This is a genomic window from Anaeromyxobacter sp., from assembly GCA_016718565.1.
Lineage (GTDB): Bacteria > Myxococcota > Myxococcia > Myxococcales > Anaeromyxobacteraceae > JADKCZ01.
The window spans coordinates 458,414-478,019 of record JADKCZ010000005.1; the positions used below are offsets into that span (position 1 = coordinate 458,414).

The 19,606-nt window shown below is 73.1% G+C and carries 11 protein-coding genes and 1 pseudogene; 3 read left to right on the plus strand and 9 right to left on the minus strand.

Annotated features, from left to right (window positions below; genetic code table 11):
- Nucleotides 1–316: 316 nt before the first annotated feature.
- Nucleotides 317–3,919: a pyruvate:ferredoxin (flavodoxin) oxidoreductase gene (gene nifJ / locus IPO09_14430; GenBank protein MBK9518517.1), complete on the minus strand. Its 3,603-nt coding sequence runs from the start codon at nucleotides 3,917–3,919 to the stop codon at nucleotides 317–319.
- Nucleotides 3,920–4,197: 278 nt separating this feature from the next.
- Here nifJ and IPO09_14435 point away from each other — a divergent pair, with 278 nt between their 5' ends.
- Entirely contained in the window at nucleotides 4,198–5,934 is a 1,737-nt protein-coding gene (locus IPO09_14435) for a CxxxxCH/CxxCH domain-containing protein (GenBank protein ID MBK9518518.1), read from the plus strand.
- A 110-nt stretch (nucleotides 5,935–6,044) separates the two neighbouring features.
- Here the strand turns inward: IPO09_14435 and rsfS are convergent, their stop codons facing one another.
- The 3 genes from rsfS to proB all read right to left on the minus strand — a co-directional run bounded on the left by rsfS (nucleotide 6,045) and on the right by proB (nucleotide 9,164).
- On the minus strand, nucleotides 6,045–6,638 hold the full coding sequence (rsfS, locus tag IPO09_14440) for a ribosome silencing factor (GenBank protein ID MBK9518519.1): 594 nt from the start codon (nucleotides 6,636–6,638) through the stop codon (nucleotides 6,045–6,047).
- A gap of 86 nt (nucleotides 6,639–6,724) precedes the next feature.
- On the minus strand, nucleotides 6,725–8,008 hold the full coding sequence (locus tag IPO09_14445) for a glutamate-5-semialdehyde dehydrogenase (protein MBK9518520.1): 1,284 nt from the start codon (nucleotides 8,006–8,008) through the stop codon (nucleotides 6,725–6,727).
- Between the two features lie 16 nt (nucleotides 8,009–8,024).
- On the minus strand, nucleotides 8,025–9,164 hold the full coding sequence (gene proB / locus IPO09_14450; GenBank protein MBK9518521.1) for a glutamate 5-kinase: 1,140 nt from the start codon (nucleotides 9,162–9,164) through the stop codon (nucleotides 8,025–8,027).
- 142 nt (nucleotides 9,165–9,306) lie between these two features.
- Between proB and IPO09_14455 the strand changes: the two genes are divergently transcribed.
- Nucleotides 9,307–10,185 carry a transposase gene (locus tag IPO09_14455; protein ID MBK9518522.1) on the plus strand — a complete coding sequence of 293 codons (879 nt, stop codon included), beginning with the start codon at nucleotides 9,307–9,309 and terminating at the stop codon, nucleotides 10,183–10,185.
- A gap of 213 nt (nucleotides 10,186–10,398) precedes the next feature.
- On the opposite strand, the gene IPO09_14460 is transcribed toward IPO09_14455, so the two are convergent.
- The 5 genes and pseudogenes from IPO09_14460 to IPO09_14480 form a co-directional block, all read right to left on the minus strand.
- Nucleotides 10,399–12,906, minus strand: coding sequence for a PAS domain S-box protein (locus tag IPO09_14460; protein ID MBK9518523.1), 2,508 nt, complete (start codon nucleotides 12,904–12,906; stop codon nucleotides 10,399–10,401).
- Nucleotides 12,907–12,979: 73 nt separating this feature from the next.
- A complete protein-coding gene (locus IPO09_14465) occupies nucleotides 12,980–14,107 on the minus strand; it encodes a hypothetical protein (protein MBK9518524.1) in 1,128 nt (375 codons plus the stop codon).
- 16 nt (nucleotides 14,108–14,123) lie between these two features.
- Nucleotides 14,124–15,419 carry a 6-phosphofructokinase gene (locus IPO09_14470; protein MBK9518525.1) on the minus strand — a complete coding sequence of 432 codons (1,296 nt, stop codon included), beginning with the start codon at nucleotides 15,417–15,419 and terminating at the stop codon, nucleotides 14,124–14,126.
- 134 nt (nucleotides 15,420–15,553) lie between these two features.
- Nucleotides 15,554–17,641, minus strand: a pseudogene (actP, locus tag IPO09_14475) (cation/acetate symporter ActP).
- A 491-nt stretch (nucleotides 17,642–18,132) separates the two neighbouring features.
- Nucleotides 18,133–18,915 carry a hypothetical protein gene (locus IPO09_14480; GenBank protein ID MBK9518526.1) on the minus strand — a complete coding sequence of 261 codons (783 nt, stop codon included), beginning with the start codon at nucleotides 18,913–18,915 and terminating at the stop codon, nucleotides 18,133–18,135.
- Nucleotides 18,916–19,011: 96 nt separating this feature from the next.
- Between IPO09_14480 and IPO09_14485 the strand changes: the two genes are divergently transcribed.
- Nucleotides 19,012–19,452, plus strand: coding sequence for a hemerythrin family protein (locus IPO09_14485; GenBank protein MBK9518527.1), 441 nt, complete (start codon nucleotides 19,012–19,014; stop codon nucleotides 19,450–19,452).
- Nucleotides 19,453–19,606 lie beyond the last annotated feature (154 nt).

A 19,606-nucleotide genomic window follows, 5' to 3' on the forward strand; every position in this document is an offset into this window, starting at 1 on the left:
GTCCCGTGTCGGACGGACTGCGGCCGGGAGGGTCCGGCCCCACCTTGGGGCGGTGGCCGTGACAGGGGATTGTGGCGGGAGTGCCCGTCCTGGCAGGGGAAATACCCGACGCCGTGCCGGGTGGACCCCCGGCCTCGGCCGCTGGTCCCCTCGTGCCTCGGCCATCGGACCCCAGAGCCCCGCCGCCGGACCCCAGGCCCCAGCCGCCAAAAGATGGCTCGGGCCCGGCGCCTCCCGGAGAGGAGGGGCCGGGCCCGGGGCCGGATCAGGGAGGCCCCGCCACGGGCGGCCTCGCGGTGGGCTTCGCCCTGGCTGGCTAGGCCTTGGCCTTGGGCGGGCCGCCGGCGGCGCCGGGGACCAGGTTGGCCGGGCTCATGGAGCGGGCCAGCTGCTCGTAGAGCGCGTACTTCTCGCGGATGTCCTTCTGCGACTGCTCCATCATCCGCTTGTAGCCCTCCGGGTTGGCGGCCTCCACCTGGCGGAAGCGGGTCTCGCCGGCCACGAAGGCCGAGAGATCGAGCTTGGGCGCCGGGCTGTCCAGCTTGAGGGGGCTCTCGCCGTTCACGACCCGGCGCGGGTCGTAGCGGAAGAGCGGCCAGTAGGCCGAGTCCACCGCCTTGGTCTGCTGGTCGAGCGCGTCGGCCATGTCGTAGCCGTGGGCGATGCAGTGCGAGTAGGCGATGATCAGCGAGGTGCCCGGGTAGCTGTCGGCCTCCTTGAAGGCGTTGACCGTCTGGGCGTCCTTGGCCCCCATGGCCACGCGGGCCACGTAGGCGTGCCCGTAGCCCATGGCCAGCATGGCCAGGTCCTTCTTGGCCGTGGCCTTGCCGGCGGTGGCGAACTTGGCCGCCGCGCCCATGGGCGTGGCCTTGGAGGCCTGGCCGCCGGTGTTGGAGTAGACCTCGGTGTCGAGCACCAGGATGTTCACGTCGCGCCCCTGGGCGATGACGTGATCCAGGCCGCCGTACCCGATGTCGTAGGCCCAGCCGTCGCCGCCCACGATCCAGACCGACTTCTTGGCCAGGTAGTCGGCGATGGTGGAGAGCCAGCGGGCCTCGGCGCTGGTCAGCTTGGCCAGCTTCGACCTGAGCACCAGGATGCGCTGGCGCTGCGCCTCCAGCCCGGTCTCGTCGGACTGGTCGGCCTCCAGGAGGCCCTTCACCAGCTCGTCGCCCAGCTGCGTGCCCATGGTGGCCAGCAGCTCGCGGGCGTGCTCGCCCTGCTTGTCCAGCGCCAGCCGCATGCCGAAGCCGAACTCGGCGTTGTCCTCGAAGAGCGAGTTGGCCCAGGCCGGGCCGCGCCCCTGGGCGTTCTTGGTGTAGGGGGTGGTCGGCAGGTTGCCGCCGTAGATCGAGGAGCAGCCGGTGGCGTTGGCGATGATGGCCCGGTCGCCGTAGAGCTGGGTGAGCAGCTTCACGTAGGGGGTCTCGCCGCAGCCGGTGCAGGCGCCGGAGAACTCGAAGAGCGGCTCGAGGAACTGCGTGCCCTTGACGTCCAGCTTGAGGTTGCGCCGGTCGGGCTCCGGGATGGTGGTGAAGAACTCCCAGTTCTTCCGCTCGGCCGCCTGGATGGGCAGCACCGAGGTCATGTTGATGGCCTTGACGCCCTTCTCGGTCTTCGACTCGGCAGGGCAGATGGCCACGCACAGGCTGCAGCCGGTGCAGTCGTCGGTGGAGACCTGCAGGCTGTACTTCTTCCCCTTCACCTCGGCCGACTTGAAGTCCATCGACTGGAAGGTGGCCGGCGCGCCGGCCAGCGCCGCCGGGTCGTAGAACTTGGGCCGGATGCAGGCGTGCGGGCAGATGAGCGCGCACTTGTTGCACTGGATGCAGAGCGACGGCACCCAGGCCGGCACGTCGAGGGCGATGGCCCGCTTCTCCCACTTGGCGGTGCCGGTCATCCAGGTGCCGTCCACCGGGAAGGCCGAGACCGGCAGGAGGTCGCCCTTGCCGGCCAGGATGAGCCCGGTGACCCGCTTGACGAAGTCCGGGGCCGCCTCGGAGACCGCCGGCGGACGGGCCGGGCCGCCCACCTGCTTCCCCTCGGTCTTCACCTGGAAGAGGTTGGCCAGCGTCTCGTCGACCGCCTGGAAGTTCTTGCGGACCACCTCGGGGCCCTTGCGGGCGTAGGTCTTCTCGATGGTCTTCTTGATGTGCGAGATGGCCTCGTCGCGCGGCAGCACGCCGGAGATGGCGAAGAAGCAGGTCTGCATGATGGTGTTGATGCGCACCCCCATGCCGGTCTCGCGCGCCACCTTGAAGGCGTCGATGACGTAGAACTGGAGCTGCTTCTCGAGGATCAGCGCCTGCACCTCGGCGGGCAGCTGGGCCCAGACCTGCTCCGGCCCGTAGATGGAGTTGAGCAGGAAGGTGGCGCCCTGGGTGGCCTGCTCCAGCATCTCGTACTTCTCGAGGAAGCCGAACTGGTGGCAGGCCACGAAGTTGGCCTTGGTCACCAGGTACTGCGACTTGATGGGCCGGGGGCCGAAGCGCAGGTGGCTGATGGTGATGGAGCCGGACTTCTTGGAGTCGTAGACGAAGTAGCCCTGGGCGTAGTTGGGCGTGTCCTCGCCGATGATCTTGATGGAGTTCTTGTTGGCGCCCACCGTGCCGTCGGCGCCCAGGCCGTAGAAGAGCGCCCGCACCACGTCCGGCTTCTCGATGTCCCAGGCGGCGTCGTACTTGAGCGAGAGGTGGGTGACGTCGTCGTTGATGCCCACCGTGAAGTGGCGCTTGGGGCGGGTCTTGCCCAGCTCGTCGAAGACCGCCTTCACCATGGCGGGCGTGAACTCCTTGGAGGAGAGCCCGTAGCGGCCGCCGATGACCGTGAGCTGGTGGTGGAAGCGGTCGATGTGGGCCTGCTCGGCCTCGCGCAGCGCCGTCACCACGTCCATGTAGAGCGGCTCGCCCAGCGAGCCCGGCTCCTTGGTCCGGTCCAGCACCGCCAGGTGGTGCACCGAGCGCGGCAGCGAGGTCATGAACTCGCCGAGGGCGAAGGGCCGGTAGAGCCGGACCTTGACCATGCCGACCTTCTCGCCCTGCGCCACCAGGTGCTCCACCGTCTCCTGGGCGGTCTCGCAGCCCGAGCCCATGAGCACCACCACCCGCTCGGCCTCGGGGTGGCCCAGGTACTCGAACAGGTGGTACTGCCGCCCCACCTGCTTGGCGAACAGGTCCATGGCCGCCTGCACGTGGTCGTGGCAGTCGGCGTAGTAGGGGTTGCAGGCCTCGCGGGCCTGGAAGAAGGCGTCGGGGTTCTGGGCCGTGCCGCGGATGGTCGGCGCGTCGGGCGAGAGGGCGCGGGCCCGGTGGGCCGCGATCAGCTCCTCCGGCATGAGGGCGCGCAGGTCGTCGTCGGTCAGCTCCTCGATCTTGGCCACCTCGTGGGAGGTGCGGAAGCCGTCGAAGAAGTGCAGGAAGGGGACCCGCGAGCGCAGCGAGGCCAGCTGCGCGATGACCGCGAAGTCGTGGGCCTCCTGCACCGAGGCCGAGGCCAGCAGGGCGAAGCCGGTCTGCCGCACCGACATGACGTCCTGGTGGTCGCCGAAGATGGAGAGCGCGTGGGTGGCCAGGGTGCGGGCCGACACGTGCATGCAGAACGCGGTCAGCTCGCCCGCGATCTTGTACATGTTGGGGATCATCAGCAGCAGGCCCTGCGAGGCCGTGAAGGTGGTCGTCAGGGCGCCGGTCTGCAGCGCGCCGTGGACCGCGCCGGCGGCGCCACCCTCCGACTGCATCTCGGCCACCAGAGGCACCGTGCCCCAGATGTTCGGGCGCCCCTTGGCCGCCCACTCGTCGGACCACTCGCCCATGTTGGACGAAGGGGTGATGGGGTAGATCGCCGCCACCTCGTTGATGCGGTACGCCACCGACGCGACGGCCTCGTTGCCGTCCATCGTCACCATCCGCCTGTCCGCCATGGTGTCTCCTGCTGCGGCGATCTGCTGCCCGGGGGGCGCCGCGCCTGTGGTCAAGAAGTCCGAGAGAGCCTGAGACCTGGGATCATGTACGGCTTTCCAAGGATTCCGCGGCCTTGGATCGCCGGCCTGCCGTGTGGGACGGCGGAGTCTAGCAGATCAGCCGCGCTCGAATGCAACGCGGACGGGGCCTGCCGCGAGGTCGCTTGACGCTGGTCAAGGTTCTGGCGGCCCGGGTCTGCCTTTCTCTCCGGCGGACGTTTCGCCGCATCGGAGCCCACGTGTCCACCACCTGCCGCCTCACCTCACGCCTCCCCCGGACGGGCCTCCCCGCCCTCTCCGCGCTCACCCTCCTCGCCCTGGCCACCGTGGCCGGGTGCGGCCAGGCCCGCTCCAGCCGGGGGGACCCGACCCCCGAGTGCCAGCGCTGCCACGGCGGCACCTCCGGCAACGCCGCGCCGCCACTCGGCGCCGCCGGCCAGACGGCCACCACCGACGTCGGCGTCGGCGCCCACCAGGCGCACCTGGGCCGCAGCACCTTCGCGGCCGCCGTCACCTGCGCCGAGTGCCACCTGGTGCCGACCGACTCCGCCGCCCACCTGGACGGCGCGGCCACCGTCACCTTCTCCGGCCGCGCCGTGGTCGGGCAGGGCGCCGGCGTGGCCACCTGGAATCGCGCCTCCGCCACCTGCAGCAACGTCGCCTGCCACGGCGGCGCCGCCCCGACCTGGAACGCCGCCGGGCAGCCCCACCTCGACTGCGGCGGCTGCCACTCGAGCCCGCCCGCCTCCCACGGCCCCGGCGCCACCGCCTGCCACCTGTGCCACCCGGGCACCGTGAAGGACGACGGCACCATCGACGTGGCCGGCGGCCTGCACCTCGACGGGCAGGTCGAGCTGGGCCCGAGCCAGCCCTGCGCCGGCTGCCACGCCGCCCCGCCCGCCAGCGGCGCCCACCTGGTGCACGCCACCCCGCCCTCGGCCGCCGACCTGGTCTACGGCGGGCAGGCGCTGGCCGAGGACGTGGACCCCAGCGGCGCCACCGGCCGGTACTACTTCGGCTGCGGCGCGTGCCACCCGGCCGACCCGGCCAGGCACCAGAACGGCACGCTCGAGGTGGAGCTCTCCCCCACCGCCACCGGCCTGCGCGCCCGCAACGCCGCCACGGCGGCCTTCGCCGGCGGCACCTGCAGCGGCGTCTACTGCCACTCCACCGGCCAGGCCGCACCGGCCTTCGCCACCACGCCGGCCTGGGTGGGCGGCGGCGCGCCCGGCTGCGGTGGCTGCCACGGCAACCCGCCCAGCTACGCCAACGGCGGCCCGACCTCGGGCGCCGCCAACAGCCACATCTTCCTGAACTGGACCGGCGCCGAGGGCGGCCACTTCGCCCCGCTGCCCGGCACCTTCCACCGCTCGCGCCACGGCGGCCCGAGCAGCTTCGCCACCGACGAGCGGGCCGCGCCGATGACCTGCCAGGCCTGCCACGCCGAGACGGTGGACCCCGCCAACCTGGCCCCGGGCGGCGCCTTCTACCTCGACACCTCCCTCACCACCCGGCTGGCGGGCGGCGACCCGGCCCGGTTCGGGCAGGCCAACTGGCTGGACACCCAGTGCACCAGCTGCCACGACGGCGCGCCGGGCTCGCCGCCGCAGGGGCAGGGCCGGGTGCTGCCGCTGCGCCACGTCAACGGCGTGCGCGACGTGACCTTCGACGGGCGCACCGCGGTGCCGGCCGGCTACTTCAGCGACCTGGGAGCCGCCGCGCCGACCAGGCTCTACTTCACCACCCGGGCCCAGTTCCCGGTGGCCCTCGACCTGACCGGGCTCGGGCTCTCGCCGGCCACCTGGAGCGCCTTCGCGCCCGGCACGCTCTCCCTGGAGCTGTCGCAGGCCGGCTATGCGCCGGCCACCCAGACCTGCTCCAGCGTGGCCTGCCACCTGGGCCGGCCGGCCACCTGGGGGCAGCGGGGCTTCGAGACCAACCCGCCCAGCTGCACCGGCTGCCACGACCTGCCGTAGGCCGGGCCGGACGCGACGAGGGGCCGGCGCCGGAGTCTCCGGCGCGCGGCCCCACCCGTCTCACGGCGCGCCTCGCCGGCCCGATGGGCGCGGCGCGGCGCGGATCGGCGTCAGTCCTCGACGAGGAAGCGCGGGGCGTCGACCCACAGGCCGTCGAGGTCCCAGAACGTCCGGGCGTCGCGCCCCATGACGTGGGCCACCACGTCGCCGTAGTCCACGATGATCCAGGTGCCGGTCTCGTAGCCCTCGACCGCCACCTTGCCGTGGCCGGCCGCCTTCATGGCGGCGTCCACCGCGTCCGCCACCGCGGCGGCCTGGCGGTCGGACTCGGTGGTCATGATGACCAGGTACTCGGCGTAGGAGGAGAGCCCCCGCACGTCGAAGACGGTCACCACCTCGGCCTTCTTCTCCAGGCCGGCGCGGGCGGCCAAGAGCGCCTTGGGGCGCGACTCGTCCGGCGCCAGCGGCGCCGCCGGCGCCAGCGGGAGCGCCGCCTCGCGGCCGATGGACTTGGGCGTCTTGCGGCGCGCGCCGTGCTTGCGCGGCAGCTTGCGGTCGGGGAGCTTCTTCTTCCCGCCCTTCTTGCCGCCCGGGCCGCCGGGCCGGAAGCCCACCTTCTTCGGGCCGGCCTTCTTGGGCGCGCCCTTCTTCGGTCCGCGCGTCACGCTGCCCGTCTTGGCCGGGCCCTTCTTCTTGGTCGCCATGCTTCCCTCGCCTCCCCTGTCTCGTGGTGCCGCTACCCTGCCGCTGCCGCCCCGTCCCGCCGCCGGCTCGCGCCGCGCCGCGCCGCTCAGCCGCGGACCTGCCCGTCGCCCTCCACCACGAACTTCCGGGTGGTGAGCTCGGCCAGCCCCATGGGCCCGAAGGCGTGGAGCTTGCTGGTGGAGATGCCGATCTCGGCGCCCAGCCCCAGCTCGCCGCCGTCGTTGAACCGCGTGGAGGCGTTGATGATCACCGCGCTGGCCGTGACCTCGCGCTCGAAGCGCCGGGCCGCCTGCAGGTCGCGCGTCAGGATCGACTCGGTGTGGAGCGAGCCGTAGCGGGCGATGTGGTCGAGGGCCGCGTCCAGGTCCGGCACCACCCGCACCGCCAGGATCAGGTCCAGGAACTCGAAGCCGTAGTCGTCGGGCCTGGCCTGCACGGCCGGCACGCCGGCCCGCCCCAGGATGGTGAGGGCGGTGGGGTCGCAGCGCAGCTCCACGCCGGCCTGCGAGAGCGCGATGCCCACCGCCGGCAGCAGCGCCTGGGCCGCGTCGCGGTGCACCAGCAGGCACTCCAGCGCGTTGCACACGCCCGGCCGCTGCACCTTGCCGTTCATGGCCAGCGCCACCGCCTGGCCCGCCTCGGCGGTGGCGTCCAGGAAGAGGTGGTTGACGCCCTGGAAGTGCTTCACCACCGGCACCCGCGAGCGCTCCGACACCGCCCGGATGAGCGAGGGGCCGCCGCGCGGGATGGCCAGGTCGATGAGGTCGTCGAGCTGCAGCAGGGCGTAGGTGGCCTCGCGGTCGGGCGTGGGCACCACCTGGGCCGAGGCCGCCGGCAGGCCGGCCGCGGCCAGCCCCTCGCCGAAGGCGGCCACCAGGGCCAGCGAGGAGCGCAGCGCGTCGGAGCCGGGCCGGAGGATGACCGCGTTGCCGCTCTTCACGCACAGCGCGGCCGCCTCGGCCGCCACGTTGGGGCGGGCCTCGTAGACCATCAGCACCACGCCCAGGGGGATGCGCACCCGCTTGACGGAGAGGCCGTTGGGGCGGCGCCAGGAGTCGGTGACCTCGCCCACCGGGTCGGGCAGGGCGGCCACCGCCTCGAGCGCGGCGGCGATGCCGGCCAGGCGCGGGCCGTCCAGGGCCAGGCGGTCCAGGTAGGCGGCGTTCTGCCCGGCCGCCCGGGCGGCCTCGAGATCGGCGCGGTTGGCGGCCAGGATCTGCGGCTGGTGCGCCACGATGGCCCGGGCCGCGGCGCGCAGGGCGCGGTCCTTCGCGGCGCTGGGGGCGCGGGAGAGGTCGCGGGCCGCGTCGCGGGCGGCCTCGGCCAGGGCCCGCATGGCGGCGGGCAGCGTCTCGGCGGGGGTGGTCATGGGTTCCTGGCGGCCCTCATACCACCGCCTCGTCGAGGAGGACGAGGTCGTTGCGGTGGATCACCTCGTCGGCGTACCTGAAGCCCAGGGTGGCCTCGATCTCGGAGGTCTTCTTGCCGGCCAGGCGGCGCACGTCGTCGGCCGCGTAGCCGGCCAGCCCGCGGGCGAAGGGGTGGGCCGGGTCCACCGCCAGCTCCACCGGGTCGCCCACCCCGAACTGGCCCACCACGCCCTTCACCCCGGGTGACAGGAGGCTCTTGCCCTTCTCCTGGATGGCGCGGCGCGCCCCGGCGTCCACCAGGATCAGCCCCTTGCCGCGGGCCGCGGAGGTGAGCCAGCCGTCGCGCCCGGAGAGCCGCTCGGCCGAGGGGGCGAAGACCGTGCCGAGCCGCTCGCCGGCCAGCAGCGCCGGCAGCGCCCCGGCGCGCCGGCCGGACAGGAGCGCCGTGACCACCCCCTGGGCACCCAGCCGCCGGGCCGCCTTCACCTTGGTGGCCATGCCTCCGGTGGAGCGCTCGCTGCCGGCCCCGCCGGCCAGCCGCTCCACCTCGGCGGTGACCCGCGCCACGTCGTGCTGCAGGAGGGCTCCCTTGTGGCGGGGGTCGCGGTCGTAGAGCCCCTCCACGTCGGTGAGCATGGCCACCAGGTCGGCCTCGACGCAGCCGGCCACCAGCGCCGCCAGGGTGTCGTTGTCGCCCACCTTGATCTCGTCCACCGCCACGGTGTCGTTCTCGTTCACCACCGGCACCACGCCGCGCTCCAGCAGGCGCTGGAAGGTGCGGCGGGCGTTGAGGAAGCGCTTGCGGTTGGCCAGGTCCTCGGCGGTGAGGAGCACCTGCGCCACCAGGCGGCCGTGCCGGCCGAAGGCCTCGCCCCAGGCCGCCATCAGGTGCGGCTGGCCCACCGCGGCGCAGGCCTGCTTGGTGGCGATGTCCCAGGGCCGGCCCTTGAGGCGCGCCAGCCCGAGCCGCTCCGCCCCCAGCGCCACCGCGCCGGAGGAGACCAGCACCAGGGTGCGCCCCTCGGCCACGGCCGAGAGCTCGGCCGCCAGGCGGGCGCAGTTCTCCCGGTCGAAGCGGCCGGCGGCGTCGGTGAGGGTGCCGGTGCCCACCTTGACGACGAGGCGGCGGGCGCGGGCGAGGCTGCGGCGGGGCATGTGGGCTCGAGTCTAGTCGATGGGCGCCCGGGCCGGGAGTTCCGTCCTACGGACCAGGGTCCGTGGCGCGGGTGGAGGAGTTGGCAGTTCCCCTGTGATTCCGGGGGCCGCTTCTGGCACGGGTGCTGCCATGGCTCTGCCCATGACCGCGCCACGGCAGATCCTCCCGGGTCGCACCTACCTCGTCACGCGCCGCTGCCTGCTCCGCCACTTCTTCCTCCGCCCCAGCGCGGTGGTCAACCAGGTCCTGGCCTACGTCCTTGCTCTTGCGGCCGAGCGCTACGAGGTCCAGGTCCACGCCTACTGCGTCCTCTCCAATCACCTCCACCTCGTCGTCACCGATCCCCACGCCCGCCTGCCCGCCTTCCAGCAGTTCCTCTGCTCCTTCGTGGCCCGCGCCCTCAACGCCCATCTCGGGCGCTGGGAGTACTTCTGGGCGCCCTGCACCTACAGCGCCGTGGTCCTCGGGTCACCCGAGGACGTCATCGCCAAGGCCGCGTACACCCTCGCAAACCCCGTCGCCGCCGGCCTGGTCCACGCTGCCCACCTCTGGCCGGGGCTCTGGTCGGCGCCGGACACCATCGGCACCACCATCCGGGTGAAGCGTCCGGACCACTTCTTCGACCGGGCGGGGCTCCTCCCCGAACACGTCGACCTCGAGCTCACGGTGCCGACCGGCTTCAGCTCGACCGAGGAGTTCCGCGACCAGCTGCGGGCGGAGCTCTCGCGGCAGGAGGAGGCGGCCCGCGCCGAGATCCCGGCCTTCCTCGGCGTGACCCGGGTGCGGACGCAGAGCCCCTTCGCCCGGCCGAGGCCCGGCGAGCCACGCCGCCGGCTCTCTCCCAGGGTGGCCGCGCGGGACAAGTGGAAGCGCATCGAGCTCCTCCAGCAGCTGGAGAGCTTCCTCAGCGACTACTGGGAGGCGCTCAGGGTCTGGCGCGAAGGCAAGGTGGAGCCCGTGTTCCCTGCCGGGACCTACCTGATGCGGGTCGCGCATGGCGTCGCCTGCGCTTCCGCCTAGACGACCGCACCAAACCAGCCCTGCTGCGCTCCGCGAGGCCTCCCCGGCCCACGACGAGGGCAGCGGTGTGCGTTGCGCGAGTTCAGCGAGCCCCGCCCTGGCCGTTCCTGCTGCGAGCCCCACCACCCGGGCCTGCCGGCCCCCCCCCTTTGGCTGGGCACTCGGCGGCCCCCTTCCTTCACGGCGGCATCGGAGATGAGGCTTCCCAGGGGATTACTCCCGGACTGGGACCCGGGGCGCGTCGAGCAGCCCGCGCACCTGCGCCAGCAGCGCCGCGGCGGAGAAGGGCTTCTGCAGGAAGGCGGTGCGCGGCACCGCCAGCTCCCTCGGGCCGATGGTGTCGCGGGCGTAGCCCGAGACGTACAGCACCGGCAGGCCCGGGCGGCGCTGCCGCAGCGCCTCCGCCACCTCGCGCCCGCCCATGCCGGGCATGACCACGTCGGTGACCGCCAGCGCCGGCGGCTCGGCCGCCTGCGCCACCAGCCGCAGCGCCTCGTCGCCGGCCTCGGCCACCAGCACCCGGTAGCCGGCGCGCTGCAGCGCCCGCACCGTCACGGCGCGCACCAGCGGGTCGTCCTCCACCACCAGCAGGAGCTCGCTGCCGCCCACCACGGGGTGCGTGGCCGCCTCCGGGCCGCCCGGCCGGGCCGCCGCCTCGGCGGGGGCGCGCGGCAGGCAGACCAGCACGGTGGTGCCCTGGCCAGGCCGGCTGTGCACGTGCACGTGGCCTCCGCACTGGGTGACGATGCCGTACACCGTGGCCAGCCCCAGGCCGGTGCCGGCGCCCTGGGGCTTGGTGGTGAAGAAGGGCTCGAAGAGGTGCGCCATGGCCTCGGGCGTCATGCCGGTGCCGCTGTCCCGCACCTCCAGCCGGACCCACTGCCCCTGGTGCAGCTCGGGGTCGCCGGCCGCCGCCTCCTGGCCCACCGTGGCGTTGCTGGTGGCGATGACCAGCGTGCCGCCCTCCGGCATGGCGTCGCGGGCGTTGACCGCCAGGTTGAGCAGCACCTGGTCGAGCTGGCCCGGGTCGCACACCGCCGTCCAGAGCTCCGGGTGCAGCTCGAGGCGCAGCTCCAGGTCCTCGCCCAGCACCCGCCGCAGCAGCTTCTCGCTGCCGCGCGCCACCTGGTTGAGGTCGAGCGGCACCGGCGCGATGACCTGCTTGCGGGCGAAGGCCAGCAGCTGGCGCGTCAGGTCGCGGGCCCGCTCGCCGGCGGCGCGCAGCTCCGACAGGTCCTCGGGGTCGATGGCCTGGCCGGCGGCCAGGTCGCGGCGCAGCGCCTCGCCGCAGGCCAGGATGACGGTCAGCACGTTGTTGAAGTCGTGGGCCACGCCGCCCGCCAGGCGGCCGATGCTCTCCAGCTTCTGGGCCTGCTGCAGCTGCGCCGCCAGGCGGTGCTGCTCGGTGACGTCGCGGGCGTTGACCACCACCCCCTGCACGGCCGGGTCGGCGCGCAGATCGCGCCCCAGCCCCTCCACCAGGCGCCAGGTGCCGTCCCTGTGCCGGTGCCGGCTCAGGGTCCGCGCCGGCCCGCCGCCGGCCTCCACCTGCCGGGTGACCTCGGCCACGATGGCCACGTCGTCGGGGTGGACGAGCTCGAGCTCCAGCAGGGTGTGGCCCAGCATCTCCGCGGCGGTCCAGCCCAGCGCCTCTGTGGCCCCGGCGCTCCAGAAGGAGATGCGCCGCTCCAGGTCGAAGACCACGATCATGTCGGTGGACTTCTCGATGAGGGCGCGGAAGCGCTCCTCGGAGCGCCGCAGGGCCCGCTCGGCCCGGACCCGCGGCGTCACGTCGCGCGAGAGGCCGATCACCTCGACGGGCCGGCCCTGCCCGTCGCGGGCGGCGGTGGCGCTGATCTCCACGTGCTTGACCGAGCCGTCGCGGCAGGGCTGGTCGTAGACGCCGAGGTGGGGGTCCTCCTCCTCGGGCGTGCCCAGCCGGGCCAGGACCGCACCGGCCCGCGCCAGCGACTCCGGCGTGAGGGCGTCGGCCAGGGTCTGGCGCAGCGCCTCCTCCACGGTGTAGCCGCGCTGGCGCAGGATGGCCGGGCTCACGTAGGTGAAGCGCTGGCTGCGCAGGTCGAGCGTCCAGGTGACGTCCTTGGAGTGCTCGGCCAGCAGGCGGTAGCGCCCCTCGCTGGTGGCCAGCTGCTCGCCGGCCCGCCGCTCCTGCTCCAGGCCGGCGCGGCGGTCGCGGCGGTTGAGGACCACCCGGTGGAGCGAGAAGGCGGCGGCGGCCAGGGCCAGCACGGCCCACTGCAGCACCTGGCTGGCGGGGTGGCCGTCGCGGACCATGAGGAAGAGCCCGCCCAGGGTGGAGACGGCGGCGCCGGCGGCGTTGGCGGTCAGCCCGTGCGGCGCCAGGATGCCGTAGAGGATCGGCAGGGCCCAGATGACGTGGAAGCCGATGCAGGCGGTGCCGCTGGCGAGGAGGGCGGTGGTCACCGCCAGGCCGGAGACCCCGGCGGTGATGGCCAGGCGCCAGGCCCGCGCCTCCGCCAGGGCGGCGCGCGGCAGGCGCCAGCCGGCCAGCGCCAGCACCAGCGGGATGAGGAGCCCGACCAGCAGCGCCCGGCGCGGGTAGATCCCGGCCCAGCCGAAGACCAGGTAGTAAGGGGCGATGAGCCCGGCCGCGCCCAGCAGCAGGCGCCGCTGCTGCAGCGCCGCCCGGGCCCGGAGGTCGTGCGAGCTGCCGGAGGTGGGGGGGGCGGCGCCGGGCAAGCCCCGATTCTCCGATGGGAGCGGTGTCCAGACCACCGAATTCAACGCTCCGCCCTGACGGGCGGGGTCCGGCTCACCCCTCCGGCTGGGCCAGGAACCCGGCCACGTCCTCCCAGAGCGCCTCGAAGCGGGCCCTGGTGAAGCCCGAGCCGGAGGCCATCCAGTCGAAGTGGGGCGGCACGTGGGTGGGGCCGTGGAAGTGGCCCAGCACGTCGTGGTGGTCGGCCCAGGCGGCGTGCAGCACCGGGCCGCGCACCTGCGAGAGGGTGGGCACGATGCCGTCGTTGGCGGCCGGCGCCGGGATGCGCCCGAAGGCGCGGCGCAGCACCCCGGCGGTGACCTCGGGCAGGCGCGCCCGGGCGTGGCGCGGCGAGCCGGCGGCGAAGCGGTAGAGCCCGACGAAGAGGGCGTGGGTGGCCTGGGAGTAGGGGTCGAAGCCGGCGGCCAGCAGCGACCGCAGCCCCGGCGCCACCGCCTGCGTCACCACGCAGCCGTAGGGCAGGCCGGGCCGGTCCTCGGCCGAGGCGTTGAAGAGCTCCATGCCGGCCGGGGTGAGCTGCCCCACCAGCCCCTGGTCGGTGCGGACGTCGGCCAGGAAGGTCTCCACCGACCGGCGCCGCTCCCCGGAGAAGTCGGCCAGCAGCTGCTGGTAGAGCTGGTCGAGCACGCCGGAGGGCGGGGCCTTCCTGAAGCGGAGCCAGCGGGCCAGCTGCAGCACCGCCGAGATGGGCAGCCGCCCGGTGCGCAGGGCGTGGATGGTGGTGAGCGAGAGCAGCCGCAGGGCCTGCTGGCCGAGCAGGCTGGAGAAGGCCTGCGCCAGCGGGGTGCCGTGGTGCGGGGTGGAGACGGTCACCACCGCCCGCACCGCCCGGGCGCAGCGCTCCACGTCGGCGCCGGTGGGGAGCGCCACGCCCGGCGTGACCACCAGCCGGGCGTCGAGGCCCCCCGAGGAGTGGCCCACCAGGCTGATCCGCCCGGGCGCCCGGTCGAGCAGCGCCGAGATGGCCTCGCACACCAGCGCGGCGCGGCGCGGCAGCGAGGCCGTCGGCTCGGTGCGCACCACCTCCACCTCGCCGTCCAGCCCCAGGCCAGGCCCGACCTCGGCCAGCAGGTCGCGCACGTGGCCGAAGTAGGTGAAGTCGCCCAGGTTGGCGAAGCCGAAGAACCCCGGGACCAGGACGACGTGGTGCGGACGGGACACGGGCGGCGCCCCGCCCCTACGACTCGCTGGTCACCAGGAAGAGCGGCTTCATCTCGAAGCTGCGGTAGTGCGGCCGGTAGCGGTCGGTGGAGTAGTGCTCCTTGACGTTGACCATCTTCTTGGTGGCGGTCACCACGTCCACCGGCACGTTGTCGTAGCGGCCGTTCTTGAGGACCACCAGGCGGCCGTGGTGGCGCTTCAGGATCAGGTCGAGCGCCAGGTTGCCGTAGGCCATGGGCACGATGGAGTCGATGGCGTCCGGGTCGCCGCCGCGCACCAGGTAGCCGAGCTTCTGGTTGATGACCTCGATCTTCTTGCCGCCGGTGAACTTGGCCGAGAGGTCGCGCAGGTGGGCCGAGACCACGTCGCCGATGCCGCCCAGCTTGGCGTGGCCGTAGGCGTCCTTGGCGTCGTCGGTGAAGACCATCTCGCCGCCGGTGAACATGGCCCCCTCGGAGACCAGCGCCACCGAGTACTTGGAGGGGTTGCGGTTGCGGTCCTCCACCATCAGCTCGGTGAGCCGCTCCATGTCGAACTTGAACTCGGGGATGACGCAGCGGTTGGCGGCGCCGGCCATGGTGGGCAAGAGGGCGGTGTAGCCGGCGTAGCGCCCGAAGACCTCCATGACCAGGAAGCGCTCGTGGGAGCCGGCGCTGGTGCGCAGGCGGTTGGTCATCTCGATGGTGCGGGTGACGCAGGTGGAGAAGCCGATGCAGTAGTCGGTGCCCGGGACGTCGTTGTCCATGGTCTTCGGGATGGCCACCACCTTGACCCCCTCCTGGTAGAGCCGCACGCCGTAGGAGAGCGTGTCGTCGCCGCCGATGGGGATGAGGTAGTCCACGCCCAGGAAGCCCAGGTTGGCCAGCACCTCGGGGGTCAGGTCGTTGTAGTCGGCCGCGTACTTGTCCTTGAGGTGGTCCGGCACCGCCGACTTCTTCACGTGGCTGGGGCGGGTGCGCGAGGTGTGCAGGAAGGTGCCGCCGGTGCGGCCGGCCCGGTTGACCACCTCGTTGGTGAGCACCTGGAAGTTGTCGCTGTTGTCGTACTGGGCGTCGCGGACCATGTCGATGAGGCCGCCCCAGCCGCGGCGGAAGCCGATCACCTCGAACCCCTCGCGGCGGGCCGCCAGGGTGACGGCGCGGATGGCCGGGTTGAGGCCGGGGACGTCGCCTCCGCCGGTGAGGATGCCGATGACGCCCTTCTTGGTGTTGACGTAGGCCACGGTGGGGCTCCTGGCGCGCTGCGCCGCTGCGGTCGGTTGGTTTCGGGCGCACAGCCTGCCGGGGATCGGCCGCCGCGAGAAGGGACCCATTGGGGGGCGCGCACCGCGCGCGCGAGGCCCCGGAGTGAGACGAGCCCCGGCGGGCGCGGAGGCCAGCCGGGGCTCGGGTGAGCGCCTGACGGTTCTTGGACCTCTGGCCGCGCCGCGGCGCGGTCCGGGCGGTCCTAGTGCTTGCTGGCGCCGGCGGCGCCGTAGCCGGTCTGGGCCCGGACCCACTGGTCGTCGAAGGCCTCGATCTCCGACCTGGCCCGCGCCGAGGCGTCCAGCTTGGAGAAGACGAAGGCGGCCAGGAAGGCGGCCGGCATGGCGAAGAGGGCCGGCTGCTCCCAGGGGAAGAGGCCGACCGAGACCACCTTGCCGGCCGCGTTCACCATGGTGTGGCCGAGGATGTCGCCCCACACCAGCTTGGAGAAGAAGACCAGCGTGATGGAGCCGACCAGGCCGGTGACGCCGCCGGCCAGCGCGCCGCGGGTGGTGAGGCCGCGCCAGTACATGGAGAGGATCAGCACCGGGAAGTTGGCCGCCGCGGCGATGCCGAAGGCCACGCCCACCATGAAGGCCACGTTCTGCTTCTCGAAGAGGATGCCCAGGCCGATGGCGACCAGCCCCAGGCCGATGGTGGCCATCTTGGAGACCCGCATCTCGTCCGCCTCGGTGGCCTTCCCCTTCTTGATGACCCGGGCGTAGAGGTCGTGGCTGACGGCCGAGGCGCCGGCCAGGGCCAGGCCGGAGACCACCGCCAGGATGGTGGCGAAGGCCACCGCGGCCAGGAAGCCGAGCAGCATGTTGCCGCCCACGAAGCGGGCCAGGTGCATGGCCACCATGTTGTTGCCGCCCACCACCTTGGTGGCCACCCCGGCCGCCGGCAGCAGCCCCTTCTCGAAGAAGGTCGGGTCCTTGCCCACCAGGATGATGGCCGAGAGCCCCATGATGAAGATGACGTTGAAGAAGTAGCCCACGAAGGCCGAGGCGTAGAGCACCGACTTGCGGGCCTCCTTGGCGTTCCCCACCGTGAAGAAGCGCATCAGGATGTGGGGCAGGCCGGCGGTGCCGAACATCAGGCCCAGGCCGAGCGAGATGGCGTTGACGGGGTCGCTGAGGAAGCCGCCCGGGGCCAGCAGGTCCTTGCCGACCATGTTGCCGGCCGCGTCCTTGACCTGGTTGACCTCGGCGAAGCGGGCGGTGGCCTCGGAGACCAGCCGGGTGAAGGAGAAGTCGAAGTAGGACATCGCCAGCACGGCCACCAGGGTGCCGCCGCACAGCAGCATGCCGGCCTTGATGATCTGCACCCAGGTGGTGGCGATCATGCCGCCGAAGATGACGTAGACCATCATGAGGGCGCCCACCGCGAGGACCGCCACCTCGTAGGGCAGGCCGAAGAGCAGCTTGATGAGCTGGCCGGCGCCCACCATCTGGGCCACCAGGTAGAAGATCACCACGGTGAGCGAGGAGACGGCCGCCAGGGTGCGGACCGTGCCCTGGTCGAGGCGGTAGGAGGTGATGTCGGCGAAGGTGAACTTGCCCAGGTTGCGGAGCCGCTCGGCCATCAGGAAGAGGATGATGGGCCAGCCCACGAACCAGGCGATCATGTAGATGTAGCCGTCGTAGCCCTGCCCGTAGACCATGGCGGTGAGGCCCAGCAGCGTGGCGGCCGACATGTAGTCGCCGGCGATGGCCAGGCCGTTCTGGAAGCCGGTGATGCCGCCGCCGGCCGTGTAGTAGTCGGAGGCCGACTTGGTGCGGTTGGCGGCCCAGTAGGTGATGCCCATGGTCAGGGCCACGAACACCAGGAACATGGCGATGGCGGCCACGTTGAGCGGCTGCTTCTCGGTCTGGCCCTCGAGCGGGCCGCCGGCGAGCGCCAGGGCGGGGAGGACCAGCAGCGCGAGCGCGGAGGCGAGGCGGCGCATCTAGGCAGCCCCCCGCGCGCCGGAGCCCTCGGAGGCCTTGGCCTCCGCGATGATCTCGGCGGTGAGCGCGTCGAACTCGGTGTTGGCGCGGCGCACGTAGAGCGCCACCAGGATCCAGAAGCCGACGAACATCGAGAGCTCGGCCAGGATGCCCACCGTGAGGGTCCCGCCCTCGCTGAGGCGCAGCGCCAGGGTCTTGGGGCTGAAGGCGACCGTCAGGATGTAGCCGAAGAAGGCCACCAGCACGACGGCGGAGAGGGACGCGGCGTACCGCCCGCGGGTCTTCACCAGCTCCTGGAACTTCGGGTTCTGCCGCATCTTCAGGTACATCTCGCTGCTCATGGGTGGTCCCCTCCGTCGACGTGTGGGCGAGGCCGCGCGCGGGCGCGGCCGGTGCGGCTCTGGTCGTGGCGTTGGGTCCTCGGGCGTCGCTGCGGCGACTGCCCTGGACACGGCGGCGCTGCGTGGGTGCGGCGTCGCCCTTGGCCGCCTGGAGTCAGGCTGGCCGTGGGCAGGGGTGGAGCCCTCGGAGCCGGCGTCAGGCAGGCCGGTTCAGGTGGTTCCGTGAGACGGGTGAGGCGGGAGGCGGGGGCATAGTCTCAAAACGAACAGGGTCCGACAAGGGGGCTAACAGGTGAATAAAACAGGACTTTTCAGGTCCATGGGCGCAATGATTTCGCGCAAAAATGGGTGCGGGGCCGCAGCGGAGCGTACGTGCGCTCACCCGTTTGGCCTGCCGCGTCGGGAGGTCGCTGATAATGCTTAGGAATTGACCAGGAAGAGGCGGCTCGGCGGCGGAGCCGCCTCGGGTGAGGCGGCGGAGCCGCCTCGGGTCAGGGCAACCTGTACGTCACCGACGCCGAGATCGGCACCAGGTTGGCCCCGGCCTCCGCCGACATCTGGAAGTAGGCGAAGTAGGCGTAGCGGGCCGCGTCGACCTTGCGGTGGGCCGCCTCCTCGGTGGCCACCTCGCGGACCTCGTCCGCGGCGCCGCTGGTGCCCAGCGCGGCCATCACCTGGTCGTCGGACCGGTAGAGGTACGCGGCGCCGTCCACCTGCGGGTCGGCGTCGTAGAACACGTAGTTGAAGCCGGTCACCACCGCGCCGTCGGGCAGCGGGACGGCCACCACCAGGAAGTCGTCCTCGCCGCTCACCTGGAAGCGGCCAACGCCGCCGGTGACGCTGCCCTGGGCCGTGCCGGTGCTGGAGAGGCGCGGCACCCCGGCCAGCGCCGAGACCGACACCACGCCCCTGGGCAGCCGCTGGCAGCTCACCGTGCCGTCCGCCCCGATGACCCGGATGGCCGAGCCCGGCGCGCAGGTGCCGGTGACGCGCGCCTGCTTCTGCTCGAGGGCCTCGGCGGTCTTCGCGAGCTCGGCGGAGTGGGCCTCGAGCGCGGCGTCCACCGACTCGGGGAGCCGCTCCGGCGAGAGGCGCCCCTCCACGATCTCGTCGGCCCGGATCTGGCGGCCGCCCGGGAAGTTGCGGGAGGGGAGGCGGGCCCCCGTCGTGGGGGGATCGGCGGCCGGCGCCGGCGGGCGCATCAGCCACCAGGTGGCGCCGCCACCGGCGGCGATCAGCAGCAAACCGACCAGGACAGCCCATCTGGACTGCATGTGGCCGCTTCTACCACGTCATGGGTCTGGCACCCTGACGCCCCTCGCCGTGTCATCCGGGTGAGGGACAGTCAGCCGCCAGCCGGGGATCGAGCCGTGCCACTCTGGGACCAGACCGTCGAGACGGGCGCGCGGGACCTCGACGAGGTCCACCGCGAGCTGTTCGACCTGCTCGACCTGGTGCTGGCGGCGACCGAGCGGGGCGACCTCGATCGCGTCCGGGCGCTGCTGGCCGGGCTGCGCGCCGAGACCGTCGACCACTTCGCCGACGAGCAGGGGCGGCTGGTCGAGCGCCGCGATCCGCTGCTGGCGGCCCACCTGGAAGCCCACGCGGCCTTCCTGGCCGACCTCGACCTGCTGGCCGCCGAGCTCGGCCGGCGCGGGCTCTCGCCGCTCTTCCGGCTCTGGTCCTCCACCCGGCTGGTGGACTGGCTCCGCTACCACACCCGGACGCTCGACCGGGCGCTGGCCTCGGGCGCCGCGCCGGCGGCGGCCCTCACCGGCGGTGCCTGGCGCCCGGGCGACGCGACGGCCTGATCCACCCCCGGCCTGGCGATATCGCGCCCCAGGGTGGGTAGCCGCGGGGGTGCGACGTCACCCGGGTTGACCGGCACCTGCCGCAGGCTGCCCGGGAACCGAGCGTCCGGATCGGCCGAAAGGCTCCGTGAAGCAGGGCGCCTAGCCCTGGGTC